This is a genomic window from Thiohalobacter thiocyanaticus (assembly GCF_002356355.1).
GTDB classification, from domain to species: domain Bacteria; phylum Pseudomonadota; class Gammaproteobacteria; order Thiohalobacterales; family Thiohalobacteraceae; genus Thiohalobacter; species Thiohalobacter thiocyanaticus_A.
The window spans coordinates 181,323-199,547 of sequence record NZ_AP018052.1; the positions used below are offsets into that span (position 1 = coordinate 181,323).

Here is an 18,225-nt window from a genome sequence, read left to right on the forward strand (position 1 = left end):
CTCCACCTCGGGGAGAGGGGCAGGGGTAATGGAGCGGAATTTTCACCCACAAAAAGTTAGCGCCCGACCCCTAAAGGTTTTCAAATACCGGGACGCTAACCCCATACACAGGGCAGTGACCCCATGTGGATGATTTTACGACCAAAGGAGCACGAACATGCAACGTCAATCCGGTTTTACTCTGATCGAGCTGGTGATGGTGATCGTCATCCTCGGTATTCTGGGGGCCATTGCCACGCCGATCTTCGTTGATCTGGAATCCGAGGCGCAGACTGCCGCCGAGCGCGGGATGAGCGGTGCCGTCAAGGCCGCCCACGCCGTGGCCATCGCCGATCTGAAGCGCTTCCCGACCGTCACCGAACTGTCCACCTATGTCCAGGGCGAGAACATCAATGCTTCCGGCACCGGCATCGAAGTGGATATCGGCGGCACCATCTCCACCGTGCCGACCTACACCGATACCAACTGCTCCACGGCCAGCAGCGCGGTCGGTGACACTATACGCTGTGTCGGGAATATCTGATACGGCCTGACGGCCCACTGGTTGTAAGCACGCGCAAGAGGGTGGGCCATCGTGCCCACCCTTTTGCGTCCCGGGCACCGGAAGGAAACGGCGTCATGCGACAACAGGGATTCACACTGGTCGAATTGATCGTGGTCATGCTGGTCATGGCCGTGCTGGCAGCCTATGTCGGCACCCGCTGGTCCTTCGGTGACGCCACGGTCAGCGTCCAGGCCGAACAGCTGGCGCGCGATCTGCGCCATACCCAGATGCTGGCCATGCAGCAGGGCCGGACCCTGCGGCTGGAAGCCACCGGCAGCGGCTACCGGGTCACCGACGGCGCCAGCGTCATCACCGATCCCGCCACCCAGCAGAATTTCATCCAGACGCTCGACAACGGTGTCAGCCTCGGTGGCGGTTCGATCGAGTTCGACTCCCTGGGCCGCCCGCTGAGCAGCGGCAGTCTCGCCAGCGCGGCCGTCGGTTTCAGTCTCAGCGGCAGCAGCGATACCGCCGCAGTCACTGTGGCGCCGGTCACCGGCTTCGTGAGCGGGCCTTGATAATGGCCACGGAAAACACGGAAAGCACGGACGTGAATAGCCACAAGGAGCGATCAAGCTCCCCGTCATCCCGGCGCAGGCCGGGATCCAGTAACCGCTGCGGCCGGTTCAACCCGGTCTGCGCCGGGTTGACAGGGTCGTCAGAGTCTTTCCATACAGGCTTCGGTGGATGCCTGGATCCCGGCCTGCGCCGGGATGACGGTAATGGTGGATCTCATGGCAGATTTGAACATTCCGTGTTTTCCGTGGCCATTTCTGAAAGGCAAACCGGCTTCAGTCTGATCGAGCTGGTCATGGTGATCGTCATCCTGGCGCTGGCCTCGCTGGCCATCGGCACTCAGTTCATGCAGAGCGCGCAGAGCTGGATGCTGGACGAGCGCATCCAGACCGCCAGCCAGCTGGCCCAGGCCCGCGCCGAGCAACTGCTGGCCGACCGCCGGCTCAACAACTACAGCGCGGTGCCGGCCGGCACCACCAGCGAAACCCTGGCCGGCAACTACACCGGCTATACCCGCACCACCGTGGTCTCGGCCTACGCCGGCGCGGCCTGCCCGGTAGCCGACTGCCGCCAGGTGGTGATCACCGTGACCGACGCCGACGCCCAGGTCCGCGCCGAGACCACGCTCATGGTGGCCAACTACTGATGCGCCGCCCGAACCCACACATCGCCGGCCAGTGCGGCTTCACCCTGATCGAGATGGTCATCACCATTCTGGTGCTGTCCATCATCGGCGGGGTCACGGCCTATACCATCAGCCACGGGGCGCGGGCCTACATCGACAGCCGCACCGTCGTCGCCACCCTGAGCAAGCTGCGCCTGGCCAGTGAACGCCTGGCGCGCGAAATCCGCAGCGTACGCCGCGATCCGGCCGCGACCGGACAGTATGACTTCAATGGCTTCCCCACTGCGACCGGCCTGTCCTTCGATCGACTGGAGGCCGACGGTGTGACCGTGACCAGGGTCAGCATCGACGGCAGCGCCAATCCGCTCACCCTGGAATACGACACGCCTTCGGGCGCCCAGACGCTGACCGACCAGGTGAGCAGCTTCAGCCTGGCCTACTACCAGGCCGACGGCGTCACTGCCGCCACCTCCACTGCCGATATTGCCTTCGTCGAATTCGAACTGGTGCTGCAGGATGCCAACGGCAACAGCTATCCCCAGCGCACCCGGGTGGCCCTGAGGAACCAGCAATGATGGCAGTGCGCCGACGACAGCGGGAATTCACTGCACCCCCTGCCCGCCAGCGCGGCGCGGCGCTGGTGGTGGCGGCGGTGTTTCTGGTCGCGGTCATGGTGGTACTGGGTGACGTCACCCTGCGTTTGTCCGCCACCAACGTGACCGACTCGTCCCTCCAGGCCGATGCGGTCGATGCCCTGTTTCTGGCCGAGTCCGGCATGGAGCACGCCGCCCAGCGCCTGGCCAACGGTGTCACCTGCATCAACCTGGTCATGGGCTCGGCGGTGAGTTTCGGCCGCGGCGATTTCCAGGTCACCCAGGCCACGGATGTCAGCGGCGACTGCCGCGTACAGGTCACGGGCCGGGTGCTGTTCGGCGGCGGCAGTCTGCGGGCCCAGCGCACAGTCGAAGGCATACTCAGTCCGCAGTCCGGTGGGGGCACCTGGGCGGTCGGCGCCAACGGCACCCTGCTCAGCTACAACGGCAGTACCTGGACGCTGGAACCCGCCATCACCGGCAACAGTCTTACTGACATCACCTGCGCAAGGGATGACTGCTTTGCCGTCGGGGACGGCGGCACCATCCTGTACTGGGACGGTAGCGCCTGGAGCGACATCTCGCCGGGCGGCAGCAACCTCGAAGGCGTGGCCTGCGCGCCGGACGATCCAACCTCCTGTTTCGCCGTCGGGGCCGGCGGCATCCTCTCCTGGAACGGCAGCAGCTGGAATCCGGTCGCTGGTGGCAATTACAACGACGTGTACTGCGATACCTTGCGTTGTTATTTCGTCGGCGACGGCCCTGTCATTTCCGCTTCGCCTGCCACCCCTGAACTCAATTTACACAATCGCGACCTTAGCGGTGTCGCTTGCCGTCCAAATGATGACAGCCGCTGTTTCGCGGTCGGCGCCAATGGCACCATTCACGAGCGCGTCGATTTCTTAGGCATCGGGTGGTGGACCAGCAATTCATCCGGCACCAATCGCCATCTGTATGATGTGGAATGTCCGATGGATGATTTCTGTATCGCCATCGGCCATAACGGCACTATTCTCCATGGCGACGCCGCCGGTAACTGGATCGATGGTGGCTCGCCGACCAATCGTCATCTGCACGGAATTTCCTGCGAGCCCGACACCAACGACAACTGCATTGCAGTCGGCCGTAATGGCGAGATCCTGCAATACGACGGCAACTGGTCGACCATGTCATCACCCACTGGTACGCATCTGAGTGGGGTACATATATCAGCGTCTGGGGGCGGCGGCAGCAGTGCCGTATTGCTCACGCGCTGGTGGGAAATCATTAATTAGGGGCGTTCACCATGGCCATATTCTCTTTCCTCAACAAAAGCGGCAACGGCGAGAAGGCCGGGGTGCTGCTGGGCGAGTCGGGTGTCAGCCTGGCACGGATCAACGGCACCGTCGATACGCCCAGGCTTCTGGACCTGGGCTATCAGACGGGTGCCGCGGATGCCGCCACCCTGGAACAACTCATGCGCGAGCACCGACCCGGCCGCGCCGCGGTGCACTGCGTCCTGCCGCTGGGCAGCTACCAGCTGCTGCTGGTGGATATGCCCAAGGTGCCACCCAACGAGATCAAGGCGGCGGTACGCTGGCAGATCAAGGACCTGATCGACTTTCACATCGACGATGCGGTGGTGGACGTGTTCGACGCCCCGCCCAGCGGCGCCGGCGGCGCACAGGAACAGGTCTACGTGGTGGTCACCCGCGCCAGCCAGGTCCAGCATATCGCCGGAGCCGTGCAGCAGGCCGGCCTGTCACTGGCGGTGATCGACATCCCCGAACTGGCTCTGCGCAATCTCGCCGCGCGCCTGCCGGAGCAGGAGCAGGGTGTGGCGCTGATGTACCTGGAGGCCGGACGCGGCCTCATCGCGCTGTGCCGCGACAACACCCTGTACCTGGCCCGAACCATCGAGTTGGGACACGCGGCGCTGGCCGACCCGGACCCCGATCGCCGGGCCATGGCCGTGTCCAGCCTGGCACTCGAGATCCAGCGCTCCATGGATTACTACGATCGCTATTTCCAGCAGGCGCCGATCAATCATCTCTACATCGCGCCAACGGCCGAGGCCCTGCCCGGGCTGGTCAGCGAGTTGCATGGACAGGTCGGGCTGGAGGGCCGGCTGCTCGCGCCCGAACTGATCTTCTCCGGTGCCGAGATCGATACCGGGATCTGGGCGCACGGGCTTCTGGCGGTCGGTGCGGCGCTGCGGGAGGAGGGCAAGGCGTTGTGAATCCCTGAATACGTAGGTCGGGTTAGCGCAGCGTAACCCGACGCAACGGCGGACGATGTCGGGTTACGCCTTTCAGGCTAACCCGACCTACAGCACTCATCACTGCCTCACGCATTAAGCGTGTTCACCCGTGGCGATGACACGCCATGGTCAATGCCCCACCGTCTGCCCCTTCATCTCATCCAGTTCCAGTTCCTTGATCTTGCGCGTCAGCGTATTGCGCCCCCAGCCGAGCAGGCGGGCAGCGTCCTGACGCCGGCCTTGGGTCTGGCGCAGTGCGGCCTCGATCATGATGCGCTCGAAGGCAGGCGTGGCACGGTCGAGCAGGCTGCTTTCGCCGCGCCCGAGCTCACGCTCGGCCCATTGCTGCAGGGCGCGTTCCCAGTCCGTGCCTTCGTCAACCATGCCGGGGGCCTCGGCCAGCAGTTCCGGCGGCAGATCGTCCATGTGTACTTCCTGGCTTGAGGCCATCACCGTCAGCCAGCGGCACAGGTTCTCGATCTGGCGCACGTTCCCCGGCCATTCCTGGCGCTGCAGGAATTCCACCACTTCGGTCCGGACCTGCTTGGGCTCGACGTTCAGCTCCCGGGCGGCGCGGTCGAGGAAGAAACGCAGCAGCAGCGGTATGTCCTCGCGTCGCTCGCGCACCGGGGGGATATGGATACGGATCACGTTGAGGCGGTGGAACAGGTCTTCGCGGAAGCGCCCTTCGCGCACCAGCTGCTCCAGGTTCTGGTGGGTCGCGGCAATGATGCGCACGTCCACCTGGATGGGGGTGTGGCCGCCTACGCGGTAGAACTCGCCATCGGCCAGCACCCGCAGCAGGCGGGTCTGCAGTTCCGCCGGCATGTCGCCGATCTCGTCCAGGAACAGGGTGCCGCCGTCGGCCTGCTCGAACCGCCCGGTGCGGCGGTTCTGGGCGCCGGTGAAGGCGCCGCGCTCGTGCCCGAACAGTTCGGATTCCAGCAGGTCACGCGGGATCGCCGCCATGTTGAGCGCGATGAATGGCGCCTCGCTGCGCGGGCTGTGCCGGTGCAGGGCATGCGCCACCAGTTCCTTGCCGGTTCCGGACTCGCCGTTGATCAGAACAGTAATGTTGGAACGGGACAAGCGGCCGATGGCGCGGAAGACCTCCTGCATGGCCGGCGCCTCACCGACGATCTCCGGGGTCTCCAGGCTTTCCGTGCGCGGCGCTTCCTCACGCAGCTGTTTGCAGCGGTGCTCGACGGCACGCCGTACCAGGGCCACGGCCTCGTCCACATCGAAGGGTTTGGGCAGGTATTCGAAGGCACCGCCCTCGTAGGCGGATACGGCGCTGTCCAGATCGGAGTGGGCGGTCATGATGATGACCGGCAGATCGGGATACCGCGCGCGTACCTGGTTCAACAGGTCCAGGCCATCGATGCCGGGCATGCGGATATCGCTGACCAGCGCATCCGGGTGCCCCTGTTCCAACGCATCCAGTACGCCGGTGGCGCTGGCAAAACTCGATACATCCATTCCGGCCTGCTTGAGTGCCTTCTCCAGCACCCAGCGGATGGAGCGATCGTCGTCGATCACCCAGATGCTTTCCTGTTCAGTCATTCCACAGGCTCCAGCGGTAGTAATAGGGTAAAGACTGTTCTGCCCGGCACGCTCTCACATTCGATCAGGCCGCCGTGCAGGTTGATCAGGGACTGCGAGATCGACAGCCCCAGCCCGGTACCCTCGGCCTGACCGGTCACCAGGGGGTAGAAGACGGTCTCCATCAGTTCCGACGGAATGCCGGGCCCGTTGTCCTCCACGTCCAACCGCAGCACCAGGCGGTGGCGTTTATGGCCGATGGTGAACTGGCGCAGGGTCCGCGTCCGCAGCAGGATCGTCCCCTGTCCGCCCATGGCACGCGCGGCGTTGCGCATGATGTTGAGAATTGCCTGGATGAGCATTTCCGGATCGAACTCGAAATCCGGAATGCTTGGATCGTAGTCGCGTTCGACCTCGACTTCGCGATGGCTCTCGGCAACCACCAGGCTGCGCACATGCTCCAGCACCTGATGGATGTTGCTCATGCGCTTCTGCGGCACATTGTTCGGCCCCAGCATGCGGTTGACCAGGGTGCGCAGCCGGTCGGCCTCGCCGATGATGATGCGGGTGTATTCCTTCAGTTCGTCGGAATCCAGTTCGCGCTCGAGCAGCTGGGCCGCCCCGCGCAGACCGCCCAGCGGATTCTTGATCTCATGGGCCAGGCCGCGGACCAGCTGACGCATGGCCTGGCTCTGTTCCAGCAGATTTTCCTCGCGGCTGATGCGCAGATGGCGGTCGACCTGGATCAGTTCGATCAGCACATGGGACGGCGGGCCGCTGTCCTGGCGCGGCGACAGGGTGCAGTCCACCGTTACCTCCCCACCCTGGTGCAGCCTCAGCGCCACCTCGCGTTCGGTGTAGGTGCGGTTCTCGTCCAGGGCGCTGCGGACCCGGTCGAGCAGGGCGTCGGCCGCGGGCAGCAATTCCGGCAGGCGCTGGCCGGTGGCATGGCTGGCGCTCTGGGCCAGCAGCATCTCGGCGGCCGGATTCATGTATTCGACCCGCATCCCGGCATCGACCATCAGGATTGCCGTGGTGATGTTGTCCAGGATCGACTTTTCGCGCGTCATCGGCGTTAGCTGCACATTCATGTAACAAGGCCTGTGCAAGAATCCGGCCATGCTGTCGACACGCCGGCGACCCTGCCCGATTTCGGGGCGCGCGCATGAAACACCTTTAAAAACAGAGGGTAGGGATTCACTTCGTTGCGGGACGAAAACCCCTTGCAACAGGCCGTGTGGTCAGCGCGCCCCGGTAACGGGCCTCAATGCACCATTATAGTGCATATTGTGGCAGGGCGCCCGGCACCGGATCAGGGATTGGCCTTGCGGGCAGGGAGATTGATGGATTGCTGGTGCAGGTGGAAGCTGACGGGGTCGCTGCTGATGAGGGTATTTCCATCCCCGTCGACCACCTCGGCCACGACGCTGTGGGTACCGCGGTCCACCCCGGTGAACTGCCATTGCAGGTTCCGGGTGGTGCCCTGGACCTTGCCGTCGAGGCTGATCCGGATGCGGTGTCCGGCGCTCGTGTTCAGTTCCGGCTCCAGGCTGAGCCGCAGACTGAAGTTGCCCTGGTTATCCCAGAAGGCGGTGTCCGGTTCCGGATAGGTGATCGCCAGGCTGTCATACCCGGCCGGTCCGGCCTCGGGAGTCCGGGAACCGGACTGGATCTTCGGCAGGTTCTTCGGCGCCTCGTAGACATTGGGCTGGCGCAGCTCGACCGCCTCGGCCCCGGGCCGGGGGCTGTCGCTGTAATGCACCCTGCCGTCCTCGTCCACCCAACGGTAGACGGTTCCGGCCTGGGCGGCTGTGCCCAGCAGCGCAAGTATCAGGATCCAGTGCTTCATGCTGCCAACATAATCCAGCCCGTCCGGCACGGCAAGTCTTTCGCCGATACGGGTAGGATGGGTGAAGGCGCTACGCGCCGAAACCCATCACTGGCCCATCTGCGATGGGTTGCGCTTCGCTCCACCCATCCTACCCAAACAAAAACGCCCCCTTGCGGGGGCGTCTGTACAGCCGGGGGCGGAAACCGCTCAGACGCTGTAGTACATGTCGAACTCGACCGGATGGGTGGTCATGCGCAGGCGCGTGACCTCCTCCATCTTCAGTTTGATGTAGGCATCGATCACGTCGTCGGTGAACACGCCGCCGGCCTTGAGGAACTTGCGGTCCTGGTCCAGGGCCTCCAGTGCCTGGTCAAAGGCGTGGCAGACCTGCGGGATCTGCTTTTCCTCCTCCGGCGGGAGATCGTACAGATCCTTGTCCATGGCATCACCGGGATGGATCTTGTTCTGGATGCCGTCCAGGCCGGCCATCATCAGGGCGGTGAAGGCCAGATAGGGGTTGGCGGTGGCGTCGGGGAAGCGCACCTCGATGCGACGGCCCTTGGGGTTGGAGACGAACGGGATGCGGATCGAGGCCGAGCGGTTGCGGGCCGAATAGGCCAGCATCACCGGTGCCTCGAAGCCCGGCACCAGACGCTTGTAGGAGTTGGTGGAGGCGTTGGTGAAGGCGTTGAGCGCGCGCGCATGCTTGATGACACCGCCGATGTAGTACAGCGCCTGGTCCGACAGGCCGCCGTACTTCTTGCCGGAGAAGATGTTCTTGCCGGCCTTGGCCAGGGACATGTGCACATGCATGCCGCTGCCGTTGTCGCCGACCAGCGGCTTGGGCATGAAGGTGGCGGTCTTGCCATAGGCGTGGGCGACGTTGTGCACGCAGTACTTGAGGATCTGCACCTCGTCGGCCTTTTTCACCAGGGTGTTGGCGCCGACGCCGATCTCGCACTGGCCGGCGGTCGCCACTTCATGGTGATGCACCTCGACTTCCAGACCCATCTCCTCCATGGCCTGGCACATGGCGCCGCGCAGGTCATGCAGGGAGTCGACCGGCGGCACCGGGAAGTAGCCGCCCTTCACGCTCGGGCGGTGCCCCATGTTGCCGTCCTCGAACACGCGCTCGGTGTTCCAGCTGCCTTCCTCGGAGTCGACCTTGTAGAAGGCGCCGCCGATGTTGGCGCCCCAACGCACGTCGTCCAGCACGAAGAATTCGGGTTCGGGGCCGAACAGGGCGCTGTCGGCGATGCCGGTGGATTTCAGGTATTCCTCGGCGCGTCGGGCGATGGAGCGCGGATCGCGCTCGTAGCCCTGCATGGTGGTGGGCTCGAGGATGTCGCAGCGGATGTTGACCTGGGGCTCGTCGCTGAAGGGATCCAGCAGCGCGGTGGTAGCATCCGGCATCAGGATCATGTCGGATTCGTTGATGCCCTTCCAGCCGGAGATACTGGAGCCGTCGAACATCTTGCCTTCCTTGAAGAAGCCGGCATCGACCTCGCTGGACGGGATGGTGACGTGCTGCTCCTTGCCCCGGGTGTCGGTAAACCGCATGTCCACCCAGCGGACCTCGTTGTCCTTGATCAGTTTCTGAACCTTCGCTGCTGTCATAACGCTTGTCTCCACGGTACGAGTTTATCTGCGGCGTCCGCCCCTGCGCCCGGTTTCCGGGACCGGGGCGCAAACGCCTGGAATCAGGTGCTCACTTTGGTGCATGAAGCATGCCACGGATAATAATCCTTGAATTACAATAGCCTGCAACATCCCTTCGGATGCAAACCTGCCAATCTGCACCATATCAATGCGCAAAAAGCCACTCCCGCACCAGTATAGTGCATCTCAGGCGAACAGGACCCGCACCCGGCCGATATCGGTCACGGTTGTCGCACGTTGTTTGAGCTGCTCGGCCAGGGCCCGGGCGGCATCGCGGCCCTGATCCAGTTCCAGCGGCAGTACCACGTCGATGTGCACCTCGCCATTGAGGTAGTGCAGGTTGATCTCCTGCACCTGCTCCATTTCCGGGAGCCCGGCCCAGTTTCTGTGCAACTGGCCGAGGAGTTCGCTGCGCAGCGGCAGGTGATCACAGGGCGAGGCGCGGGAATCGTCCTCCGGATCCACGTGCACCGTCACATCCGCCACCACGTCGACGTCCCTGAGCAGGGTCTGGCGCACCCGCTCGCCGATCTGGTGGCCCTCGGAGACGCTGAGCCTGGGATCGACCTGGACATGCACATCGACCAGGGCATCGCTGCCGCTGCGCCGGGTGCGCAGCATGTGCAACTCGCGCACACCGCCGACGTCGCGGATGGTGTCACGGATCTGCTGCACCTCGTCTTCCTCCAGGGCGGTGTCGATCAACTCGCGCATGCTGCTCCAACTCAGGTCCCAGCCGATCTTCGCCACCATCAGGCCCACCAGCACGGCAGCGATGGCATCGAGATAGGGCAGGCCGGCCATGGTGCCGCCGATGCCCACCATCACCACGATGGAGGAAATGGCATCCGAACGGCTGTGCCAGGCGTTGGCGCGCAGCATATTGGACTTGATCCGCCGCGCCAGCCGCATGGTGTAATGATAGATCGCCTCCTTGGACAGCACCGAGAGCAGGGCGACGATCATGGCCCCCATGCCGGGCTGCAGCAGCAGGTCGGGGTGGAACAGCCTCCGCCCGGCATCCCAGACGATACCGCCGGCCACCAGGATCAGCGTCACGCCCAGCGCCACCGTCATCAGGGTCTCGATGCGGCCGTGGCCGTAGGGGTGAGAGGCATCGGCCTCGCGATGGGCATGCTTGGCGGCGAAGATGACCAGGAAATCGGTGAGCAGATCCGACAGCGAATGGATGCCGTCGGCGATCAGCGCCTGTGAGTGCGCGATCAGCCCGACGACGATCTTGGCCACGCCCAGGGCGAAGTCCACCACCGAACCGATCAGCGTGACCTTGCGGATCTCGCGGTAGCGCTCGGTATTCCCCGCTGTGGCGGGGACATGGCTGTGGCTATGGGCGTGCATGGGGTTGTGCTCTCGTTTATTGCGCCCGTGTCCGGTTGACCTTATGTGCGGCGATGATAACGCAAAGGACGCAGAGACGCAGAGACGCAAAGGAACATGTATTAAGGAAGGGCACTCTTCAGCCGCGTCATGGCGAGGGAAGCAATGTCATTTACATATAAATCGCTTTGCGCCTCTGCGTCTTTGCGACTTCTGCGTTGCAGCCGCCCAGTCACTCAGTCGAACCCACCCTCACGCTGATGCGTATGTCGCGGCCGTCCTGCTCGATGCCGACCACCTCGTGGCCGTTGATGCGGCACCAGGTGGGGATGTCGTTGATCGCGCCGGGGTCGGTGCAGCTGACGTGCAGCACATCGCCGGGGTCGAGCTCGGCGATCGCATCCTGGGTGCGGATCACCGGCAGTGGGCAGAGAATGTTGCGGGCGTCGAGCGTATGTTCGCTCACAGGTACCAGTCCTGACGGATCTCGTCCGGCGGCAGCGGTCTGACCCGGCGGGTGCTGCTCTCGCCATTGCGGTTGATCTCGACCTCGACCTCGGCCGCGTCACGCCCCTGACTGAAGCGGCCCAGCAGGCGCGCGGCCAGTTCCAGGTCGGCATCGTCGACTTCGCCGTCGAGCAGCACCAGCGGGCCCTTGTGACTGGTGCTGCGCAGATGGGTGAACTGCTTGCGGTAACCCTCGAGAAAGTTGTTCTCGCCCTCGTCGCGACCGATGATCAGCTTGAAATTGGACCGCGGACGGATATGCCGGCCGACCTTGAGCAGCATGATGTCATCGAGTTCATAGCGACGCTCGCCGCGCGCCTGCCACAGATCGGCCAGCTTGGTCGAATACTGCCTGTCGGTGAGAAAGCAGCAGCCGCCGGCCGGCTGCGCATAGTCCTCGAAGCCGAACTGCTGTGCCAGCGCCATCTGCGGCTTGCGTGAGCGGCCGCTGAAATCATACAAGCGCTCGCGCTCGACCCAGCCCTCGCGCTCCGGCAGGGTCTCGGGGAGGTTCTTCGCGCACAGCGGACGCAGCAGCAGATCCTCGGCGCCTGACTCATGCGCCACCACCGGCATGGTATCGGCGCGCTGCGACTTGGGCCGCTGGCCGATCACTTCGCCGGTGATGATGAAATCGAACCCGTGCGCCTCGATCCACTCGCGCGCCTTGCCGACCATGAACACCTTGCAGTCCAGGCAGGGGTTGAGATTGGCGCCGTAGCCGTGTTTCGGATTGATGACGACATCCTTGTACTCCTCGATGATGTCGACGATGTGCAGCTTGATGCCGAGCTGCTCGGCCACCCACAGCGCATTGTTGCGTTTCGGTTTGGCCTGGTCCTGATTGCGGATGGCGTGGGTGTGCCCCTCCACGCAGAAGCCGGTGAAGAAATTGATCCCCTCCACATGAACGCCCTGCTCCATGATGACGCGGGCGGCAAGGAGTGAATCCAGCCCTCCGGAGATGAGTGCGACGGCCTTGCGTTGTGACATGGGATTTCGATTGCGGATCGGTAATTTGCCGGACCGGCTATTTTACCCGCAGCTGCGGGTTAATGGCCAATCCTGGGTGATAACAATGCAGAGGACGCAAAGGCGCAGAGGCTCAGAGGAATGAAAAAATAAGAAAACCCTGCGTCTCTGTGCCTTTGCGTGCTCTGCGTTATCGCCGCCCGGGCCGGAGACGAGCTGTCATACCTGACGCTACCGCCATCAGCTCAGTGGGGTTTTTCCGTGTCCTCGTCCAGCGGGATCGGGATGACGCCGGTCTGGCGCCGATACTGCGCGAAGGCCCGCCGGCTGCCGGTCTGCTGCCACAGTTCGGCATTGTGCAGGGGGTCGAGTACAGCTTCGCGGTCGAGTTCGCGCATGGTCTGCAGCACATCGCGCAGGTGCACGAAGGCCTCGGCCAGCTGGGCATAGACCTCGGCCGTGGCATGGCGCAGGCGCTCGGCCAGGGTGCCGTAGGCGCTGCGGCCCAGGTCGACGAAATAGGTATGGTTCACCAGCCGGCGGCGGGCCTGTTCGGGATAGAAACCGGAATACAGCAGGCACTGATCCCCCACGTCGCGCAGCTGTTCCTCCTGCAGCCGGCCGCGGGATGACATGCCGTGGAGAAAATCGAGCGCGATCACCCGGGCGGCCAGCTCCGGCCGCGAGGTGAACCGCATCAGCAGGAACACCAGGTAGCTCTGCAACTCCTGGTCGAGGTGGGTCGCGCAGGCCTGTTCGGCCTCGTTGACCAGCGCCTGCCACTGCGCCGTGGACGTGGGGTGAAGGACCAGCTTCATGGGCACCTCCCAATCAATATATCGGTCCGGGCCGCAGGGGCCTTTACAGTTTATTGACTAGCAGATTCCGGGCCAGGTTCGGTCTGAACGGCCTGCCCGGCGGCACCTGACACTCAATATACCCAATTCCCGATTCCGGCAGAAACTCCCCGTCGGCGCGGATCCGTGCCGGATTTTCTCTTTCACCCCCGGCCCCGGGCGGGCTATACTTGCCGGCCTTTACCTTCAGCAATTTCAAGATGTTTGCGATGGCCAGCTCCACTGCGTCCCAGTCCGGTTTCGATGTCGGCACCTTCCAGGGCCTGATCCTGGCCCTGCAAAGCTACTGGGCGGAGCAGGGCTGCGTGATCCTGCAACCGCTGGACATGGAGGTCGGCGCCGGCACCTTCCACCCGGCCACCTTCCTGCGCTCCATCGGCCCCGAGCCCTGGCACGCGGCCTATGTGCAGCCCTCGCGCCGCCCCACCGACGGGCGCTACGGCGACAACCCCAACCGGCTGCAGCACTATTATCAGTTCCAGGTGGTGCTCAAGCCTTCGCCGCTGGAAATCCAGGACCTGTACCTGGGATCGCTCAGGCACCTGGGGCTGGATCCGCTGGTGCACGACATCCGCTTCGTCGAGGACAACTGGGAATCGCCCACCCTGGGCGCCTGGGGCCTGGGCTGGGAGGTCTGGCTCAACGGCATGGAGGTCACCCAGTTCACCTATTTCCAGCAGGTCGGCGGCCTGGACTGCAAGCCGGTCACCGGCGAGATCACCTACGGCCTGGAGCGCATCGCCATGTACCTGCAGGGGGTGGAGAGCGTGTTCGACCTGGTCTGGACCCGCACCCCGGCCGGCACCGTGACCTACCGCGACGTGTTTCACCAGAACGAGGTCGAGCAATCGACCTACAACTTCGAGCACGCCGACACTGAATCCCTGTTCGCCTGGTTCGACAGCTGCGAGCGCGAGAGCCGGAAGCTGATCGAGGCCGGGCTGCCGCTGCCGGCCTACGAGCAGGCACTGAAGGCCTCGCACACCTTCAATCTGCTGGATGCCCGCAGCGCGATCTCGGTCACCGAGCGCCAGCGCTATATCCTGCGCGTGCGCGCCCTGGCCCGGGCCGTGGCCGAGGCCTACTATGCCAGCCGCGAGGCACTGGGCTTCCCGATGCTCAAGCAGGAGGTCCAGGGATGAGCCAGACCCGCGACCTGCTGATCGAGATCGGCTCCGAGGAACTCCCGCCGAAGGCCCTGCGCCGGCTGCGTGATGCCTTCGAACAGGGCATCACGACCGGGCTGGACAAGGCCGAACTGCAGTATGCCGCCACTGTGGCCTATGCCGCCCCGCGCCGGCTGGCGGTCTGGGTGAAGGGTCTGCAGACCGCTCAGCAGGACCGTGAACAGCTCAAGCGCGGCCCGGCCGTCACCGCGGCCTTCGACGACGAGGGCTGCCCCACCAAGGCGGCCGAGGGCTTTGCCCGCTCCTGCGGCGTGACGGTCGAGCAGCTCGAAACCCTCGAGACCGACAAGGGCGCCTGGCTGGCCTACCGGCAGTTCGAGCCCGGCAGACCCGCCGCCGATCTGATCCCCGATATCGTCGCCCAGGCACTGAGCCAGCTCCCCATCCCCAAACGCATGCGCTGGGGCGATGGCGACGATGAATTCGTCCGGCCTGTACACTGGGTGGTGCTGCTGTTCGGCGACGAGGTGGTCGATGCAACGATTCTGGGTACGCCCACCGGACGCGAGACCTACGGCCACCGCTTTCATCACCCGGAACCGCTGTATCTCGCCGAGCCGGCCGCCTATATGCCGCTGCTCGAGACCGAGGGCCATGTGCTGGCCGACATGGACGTCCGCCGCGAGGCCATCCGCGGCCAGGTGATCGAGGCCGCGCGCCGGCTCCAGGGCGAGGCCCTGATCGACGACGAGCTGCTGGACGAGGTCACTGCCCTGGTGGAATGGCCGGTGGCCATCAGCGGCGGTTTCGATCCCGAGTTCCTGGAGGTCCCGGCCGAGGCGCTGATCTCCTCCATGCAGGATCACCAGAAGTACTTTCCCGTGGTGGATGGCAACGGCAGCCTGCTGCCGCATTTCGTCACCGTCGCCAACCTGGAGAGCCGCGACCCGGATCAGGTCCGCGCCGGCAACGAACGCGTGATCCGCCCGCGCCTGACCGACGCCGCCTTCTTCTGGACGCAGGACCGCAGACAGCCGCTGGCAAGCCGCCAGGAACGACTGGCCAGCATGGTGTTCCAGAATAAGCTCGGTACCCTGCTGGACAAATCGCAGCGGGTGGCACGGCTGGGCCGCACCATCGCCGCCGCCATCGAGGCCGATCCGGATCAGGCCGAACGCGCCGCGCTGCTGGCCAAGTGCGACCTGCTCACCCAGATGGTCTTCGAGTTTCCGGAACTGCAGGGCGTGATGGGCCGCTACTATGCGCTGCACGATGGTGAGTCCGCTGAAGTCGCGCAGGCCCTGGACGAGCAATACATGCCGCGCTTTGCCGGCGACCGGCTGCCGCAGAGCGCCATCGGCCAGGCACTGGCCATCGCCGACCGGCTGGACACCCTGGTCGGCATTTTCGCCATCGGCCAGGCGCCCACCGGCGACAAGGATCCCTTCGCCCTGCGCCGGGCCGCACTCGGCATCGTGCGCATCCTGATCGAATGCGAACTTGACCTGGACCTGCACTCACTGCTGGATGAAAGTGCCGGCGGTTTCGCACCGGAGATCAAGGCCGGCCATGTGACCGCCGAGGTATTCGAGTTCATGCTCGACCGGCTGCGCGCCTACTACAGTGAAACAGGCCTGGATATCCATATCTTCGAAGCGGTGCGGGCACAGACCCCGACCCGGCCGCTCGATTTCCATCGCCGCATCGAGGCGGTGCGCGAATTCGCCCGGCTGCCCGAGGCCGAGAGCCTGGCCGCGGCCAACAAGCGTATCGGCAACATCCTGCGCAAGGCTGAGTCCACGGTGCCGGATCAGGTCGATGCCGGGCTGCTGAAAGAACCGGCCGAGCAGGCACTGCACTCGGCCGTCGAGCAGCTGCGCCCGAAGGTTGAGCCACTGTTCGAGGGCGGCCAATACACCGAGGCCCTGTGCCTGCTGGCCGCCCTGCGCGAGCCGGTCGACAGCTTCTTCGATCAGGTCATGGTGATGGCCGAAGACCCGGCCCTGCGCGACAACCGCCTGGCCCTGCTGCAGGGGCTGCAGGCACTGTTCCTGGGCGCGGCGGACCTGTCTCGGCTGCAGTAGGCTAGACTGAGAACAAAACCTCAACGCAGAGGCGCAAAGGCGCTAAGAAACCAGAATATTTTGCTGCTCGTGCAGTGGTGTAGGATGGGTGGAAGCGCCATGCGCTGTAACCCATCGAATGAACTGCTCAACGATGGGTTGCGCTTTGCTCCACACATCCTACACGGGAGGTCCCATGAGCAACCCGGATTCCTACGCTGACATGCTGGCCGCGGTGCAGGCCTTTCATGACAAGCACGACTTCAAGAACACCGGCGGCGAGGACATGACCTACCGCATCGCCCTGATGGCCGAGGAACTGGGCGAGATCGCCGCCTGCGTGACCAAGGGCAAGGACACAGGCAAGCTCGCCGAGGAGTGCGCCGACCTGCTGATCCTGATCATGGGCACGGCGATTGCCGAGGACTTCGATCTCAAACAGGCCTTCTGGGACAAGATGGACAAAATCATGCAGCGCGATGCCCGCATGGTGAACGGCCGCATCCGCGTCTCCGAGTTCCGTGACACCTGAGCAGCCGCATGCAGCCCGTCATCGTCGACCTTGACGTCATTCGTGACACCAGCCGTGACGCCGCGCCCGATCAGTGGAATCCGCGCCCCGGCAGCCTGGAGGCCATTGCCCGCCTCAGCCGCGCCGACCGGCGGGTACTGGTCACAGGGACACCCGTCAGGGACGGCGACCCCGCCACGGCGCTGGATCGGCTGACCCGGCTGCACAACCGCCTGTCCCAGGCCGCAAGCAACGCCGGTGGCCAGATTGATGCGATTCTGTTCTGTCCTCACGGACCGGATACGAACTGCCCCTGCCGTCCACCCCGGCCGGGGCTGCTGCTCGACATCGCACTGCGCCAGCAACTGCGCCTGGAACTCGTGCCTTACATCACTCTTGACCAGGGGCCAGCGCTGGAAGCCGGACGCACCGCAGGTCTGCGCTGTCTGCTACTGGGGACCGGAAACACCGACGCCGCGGAGCCCTGTTTCAGCAGCCTCGATTCTGCCGTCCAATACTTGTTAGACGAAACCGACAACGCCGACTGAGATGCCGCCACGCTTACCCTCACCCCTGCTCTACCTGCGTTCCCTGATCTTCTGGCTGGTAATGTTCACCTCCACCCTGGTGCTGGCTCCGCTCACCCTGCTGACCTTCCCCTTTCCCTTCAGGCTCCGCTATACCGTCGCCACTCAATGGGCGCGGCTGAATCTGTGGTGGCTCCGCATCAGCTGCGGCCTGCACTACCGGGTGGAAGGCCGTGAGCACATCCCCGCGCAGGCATCGATCGTCTTCTCCAAGCACCAGTCGACCTGGGAGACGCTCGCCCTGCAGCGGGTGTTCCCGCCCCAGGTCTGGGTGCTCAAGCGCGAGTTGCTGCGCATCCCGCTGTTCGGCTGGGCGTTGGCCCTGATCGAACCCATCGCCATCGATCGCGGTGCCGGCCGCCGGGCCGTGGAACAGCTGGTCGAACAGGGCACCCGGCGCCTGGCTGACGGCCGCTGGGTGATCGTGTTCCCGGAAGGCACGCGCACAGCACCGGGTAAGAAGGGTAAGTACCGTATCGGTGGCGCAGTGCTGGCCGAGCGCAGCGGTGCAACGGTGGTACCGGTGGCGCACAATGCCGGTGAGTTCTGGCCGCGGCACAGCTTCATCAAGTACCCGGGAGAAATCCGGATGGTGGTGGGACCACCCATTGCCACAGACGGCAGGGCAGCGGCCGAGATCCTGGCCGAGGCCGAGGCCTGGATCGAGTCGACCGTGGATCGGATCAGCACGCTCAGCGGTACTAATGATTGATC

19 protein-coding genes are annotated in these 18,225 nt (G+C 64.5%); 11 read left to right on the forward strand and 8 right to left on the reverse strand.

Translation table 11 applies throughout. The features are described 5' to 3' along the window. The first annotated feature begins 157 nt into the window (after positions 1–157). The 6 genes from CFK21_RS00845 (at position 158) to pilM (ending at position 4,496) form a co-directional block, all read left to right on the forward strand. Positions 158–523, forward strand: a complete 366-nt coding sequence (locus CFK21_RS00845) for a type II secretion system protein (protein ID WP_096363801.1) — start codon at positions 158–160, stop codon at positions 521–523. Positions 524–618: 95 nt separating this feature from the next. Next, entirely contained in the window at positions 619–1,062 is a 444-nt protein-coding gene (locus CFK21_RS00850; protein ID WP_096363803.1) for a GspH/FimT family pseudopilin, read from the forward strand. Positions 1,063–1,307: 245 nt separating this feature from the next. Next, on the forward strand, positions 1,308–1,706 hold the full coding sequence (locus CFK21_RS15345; protein WP_172844226.1) for a type II secretion system protein: 399 nt from the start codon (positions 1,308–1,310) through the stop codon (positions 1,704–1,706). Then, positions 1,706–2,260: a PulJ/GspJ family protein gene (locus CFK21_RS00860; protein WP_096363807.1), complete on the forward strand. Its 555-nt coding sequence runs from the start codon at positions 1,706–1,708 to the stop codon at positions 2,258–2,260. Before CFK21_RS15345 ends, CFK21_RS00860 begins: the two co-directional genes overlap by 1 nt. After that, positions 2,257–3,552, forward strand: coding sequence for a WD40/YVTN/BNR-like repeat-containing protein (locus CFK21_RS00865; protein ID WP_096363809.1), 1,296 nt, complete (start codon positions 2,257–2,259; stop codon positions 3,550–3,552). Before CFK21_RS00860 ends, CFK21_RS00865 begins: the two co-directional genes overlap by 4 nt. Before the next feature lie 11 nt (positions 3,553–3,563). Continuing rightward, positions 3,564–4,496, forward strand: coding sequence for a type IV pilus biogenesis protein PilM (gene pilM / locus CFK21_RS00870; protein ID WP_096363811.1), 933 nt, complete (start codon positions 3,564–3,566; stop codon positions 4,494–4,496). Between the two features lie 150 nt (positions 4,497–4,646). Here the strand turns inward: pilM and ntrC are convergent, their stop codons facing one another. The 8 genes from ntrC to CFK21_RS00910 form a co-directional block, all read right to left on the reverse strand. Next, positions 4,647–6,080: a nitrogen regulation protein NR(I) gene (gene ntrC, locus CFK21_RS00875; protein ID WP_096363813.1), complete on the reverse strand. Its 1,434-nt coding sequence runs from the start codon at positions 6,078–6,080 to the stop codon at positions 4,647–4,649. Continuing rightward, on the reverse strand, positions 6,077–7,150 hold the full coding sequence (gene glnL, locus CFK21_RS00880; RefSeq protein ID WP_096363815.1) for a nitrogen regulation protein NR(II): 1,074 nt from the start codon (positions 7,148–7,150) through the stop codon (positions 6,077–6,079). Before glnL ends, ntrC begins: the two co-directional genes overlap by 4 nt. Positions 7,151–7,371: 221 nt before the next feature. After that, a complete protein-coding gene (locus CFK21_RS00885; RefSeq protein WP_096363817.1) occupies positions 7,372–7,908 on the reverse strand; it encodes a DUF4124 domain-containing protein in 537 nt (178 codons plus the stop codon). A gap of 189 nt (positions 7,909–8,097) precedes the next feature. Continuing rightward, on the reverse strand, positions 8,098–9,507 hold the full coding sequence (gene glnA / locus CFK21_RS00890) for a glutamate--ammonia ligase (RefSeq protein WP_096363819.1): 1,410 nt from the start codon (positions 9,505–9,507) through the stop codon (positions 8,098–8,100). Positions 9,508–9,735: 228 nt separating this feature from the next. Continuing rightward, on the reverse strand, positions 9,736–10,908 hold the full coding sequence (locus CFK21_RS00895; RefSeq protein ID WP_096363821.1) for a cation diffusion facilitator family transporter: 1,173 nt from the start codon (positions 10,906–10,908) through the stop codon (positions 9,736–9,738). 211 nt (positions 10,909–11,119) lie between these two features. Continuing rightward, the gene (locus CFK21_RS00900; protein ID WP_096363823.1) at positions 11,120–11,353 is read right to left on the reverse strand and encodes a sulfurtransferase TusA family protein; all 234 of its coding nucleotides are present in this window, start codon (positions 11,351–11,353) and stop codon (positions 11,120–11,122) included. Then, positions 11,350–12,387, reverse strand: a complete 1,038-nt coding sequence (locus CFK21_RS00905) for a tRNA (5-methylaminomethyl-2-thiouridylate)-methyltransferase (protein WP_096363825.1) — start codon at positions 12,385–12,387, stop codon at positions 11,350–11,352. Before CFK21_RS00905 ends, CFK21_RS00900 begins: the two co-directional genes overlap by 4 nt. A 224-nt stretch (positions 12,388–12,611) precedes the next feature. Continuing rightward, on the reverse strand, positions 12,612–13,184 hold the full coding sequence (locus tag CFK21_RS00910; protein ID WP_096363827.1) for a hypothetical protein: 573 nt from the start codon (positions 13,182–13,184) through the stop codon (positions 12,612–12,614). 248 nt (positions 13,185–13,432) lie between these two features. On the opposite strand from CFK21_RS00910, the gene glyQ reads away from it, so the two are divergent. From glyQ to CFK21_RS00935, 5 genes are all read left to right on the forward strand, one after another. Beyond that, positions 13,433–14,365, forward strand: a complete 933-nt coding sequence (glyQ, locus tag CFK21_RS00915) for a glycine--tRNA ligase subunit alpha (RefSeq protein ID WP_096367430.1) — start codon at positions 13,433–13,435, stop codon at positions 14,363–14,365. Further along, positions 14,362–16,434: a glycine--tRNA ligase subunit beta gene (gene glyS / locus CFK21_RS00920; protein ID WP_096363829.1), complete on the forward strand. Its 2,073-nt coding sequence runs from the start codon at positions 14,362–14,364 to the stop codon at positions 16,432–16,434. Before glyQ ends, glyS begins: the two co-directional genes overlap by 4 nt. 175 nt (positions 16,435–16,609) lie before the next feature. Further along, positions 16,610–16,945 carry a MazG nucleotide pyrophosphohydrolase domain-containing protein gene (locus CFK21_RS00925; protein WP_096363831.1) on the forward strand — a complete coding sequence of 112 codons (336 nt, stop codon included), beginning with the start codon at positions 16,610–16,612 and terminating at the stop codon, positions 16,943–16,945. An 8-nt stretch (positions 16,946–16,953) separates the two neighbouring features. After that, on the forward strand, positions 16,954–17,472 hold the full coding sequence (locus CFK21_RS00930) for a D-glycero-alpha-D-manno-heptose-1,7-bisphosphate 7-phosphatase (RefSeq protein ID WP_096363833.1): 519 nt from the start codon (positions 16,954–16,956) through the stop codon (positions 17,470–17,472). A 1-nt stretch (position 17,473) separates the two neighbouring features. Further along, on the forward strand, positions 17,474–18,223 hold the full coding sequence (locus tag CFK21_RS00935) for a lysophospholipid acyltransferase family protein (protein WP_096363835.1): 750 nt from the start codon (positions 17,474–17,476) through the stop codon (positions 18,221–18,223). Positions 18,224–18,225 lie beyond the last annotated feature (2 nt).

Coding starts and splice junctions, on each gene's coding strand:
- CFK21_RS00860 (WP_096363807.1), top strand. CDS start 1,706: ATGCGCCGCCCGAACCCACACATCGCCGGCCAGTGCGGCTTCACCCTG.
- CFK21_RS00910 (WP_096363827.1), bottom strand. CDS start 13,184: ATGAAGCTGGTCCTTCACCCCACGTCCACGGCGCAGTGGCAGGCGCTG.
- CFK21_RS00885 (WP_096363817.1), bottom strand. CDS start 7,908: ATGAAGCACTGGATCCTGATACTTGCGCTGCTGGGCACAGCCGCCCAG.
- CFK21_RS00935 (WP_096363835.1), top strand. CDS start 17,474: ATGCCGCCACGCTTACCCTCACCCCTGCTCTACCTGCGTTCCCTGATC.
- glyS (WP_096363829.1), top strand. CDS start 14,362: ATGAGCCAGACCCGCGACCTGCTGATCGAGATCGGCTCCGAGGAACTC.
- CFK21_RS00925 (WP_096363831.1), top strand. CDS start 16,610: ATGAGCAACCCGGATTCCTACGCTGACATGCTGGCCGCGGTGCAGGCC.
- CFK21_RS00930 (WP_096363833.1), top strand. CDS start 16,954: ATGCAGCCCGTCATCGTCGACCTTGACGTCATTCGTGACACCAGCCGT.
- CFK21_RS00905 (WP_096363825.1), bottom strand. CDS start 12,387: ATGTCACAACGCAAGGCCGTCGCACTCATCTCCGGAGGGCTGGATTCA.
- CFK21_RS00865 (WP_096363809.1), top strand. CDS start 2,257: ATGATGGCAGTGCGCCGACGACAGCGGGAATTCACTGCACCCCCTGCC.
- glyQ (WP_096367430.1), top strand. CDS start 13,433: ATGGCCAGCTCCACTGCGTCCCAGTCCGGTTTCGATGTCGGCACCTTC.
- glnA (WP_096363819.1), bottom strand. CDS start 9,507: ATGACAGCAGCGAAGGTTCAGAAACTGATCAAGGACAACGAGGTCCGC.
- CFK21_RS00845 (WP_096363801.1), top strand. CDS start 158: ATGCAACGTCAATCCGGTTTTACTCTGATCGAGCTGGTGATGGTGATC.
- ntrC (WP_096363813.1), bottom strand. CDS start 6,080: ATGACTGAACAGGAAAGCATCTGGGTGATCGACGACGATCGCTCCATC.
- glnL (WP_096363815.1), bottom strand. CDS start 7,150: ATGAATGTGCAGCTAACGCCGATGACGCGCGAAAAGTCGATCCTGGAC.
- CFK21_RS00895 (WP_096363821.1), bottom strand. CDS start 10,908: ATGCACGCCCATAGCCACAGCCATGTCCCCGCCACAGCGGGGAATACC.
- CFK21_RS00850 (WP_096363803.1), top strand. CDS start 619: ATGCGACAACAGGGATTCACACTGGTCGAATTGATCGTGGTCATGCTG.
- pilM (WP_096363811.1), top strand. CDS start 3,564: ATGGCCATATTCTCTTTCCTCAACAAAAGCGGCAACGGCGAGAAGGCC.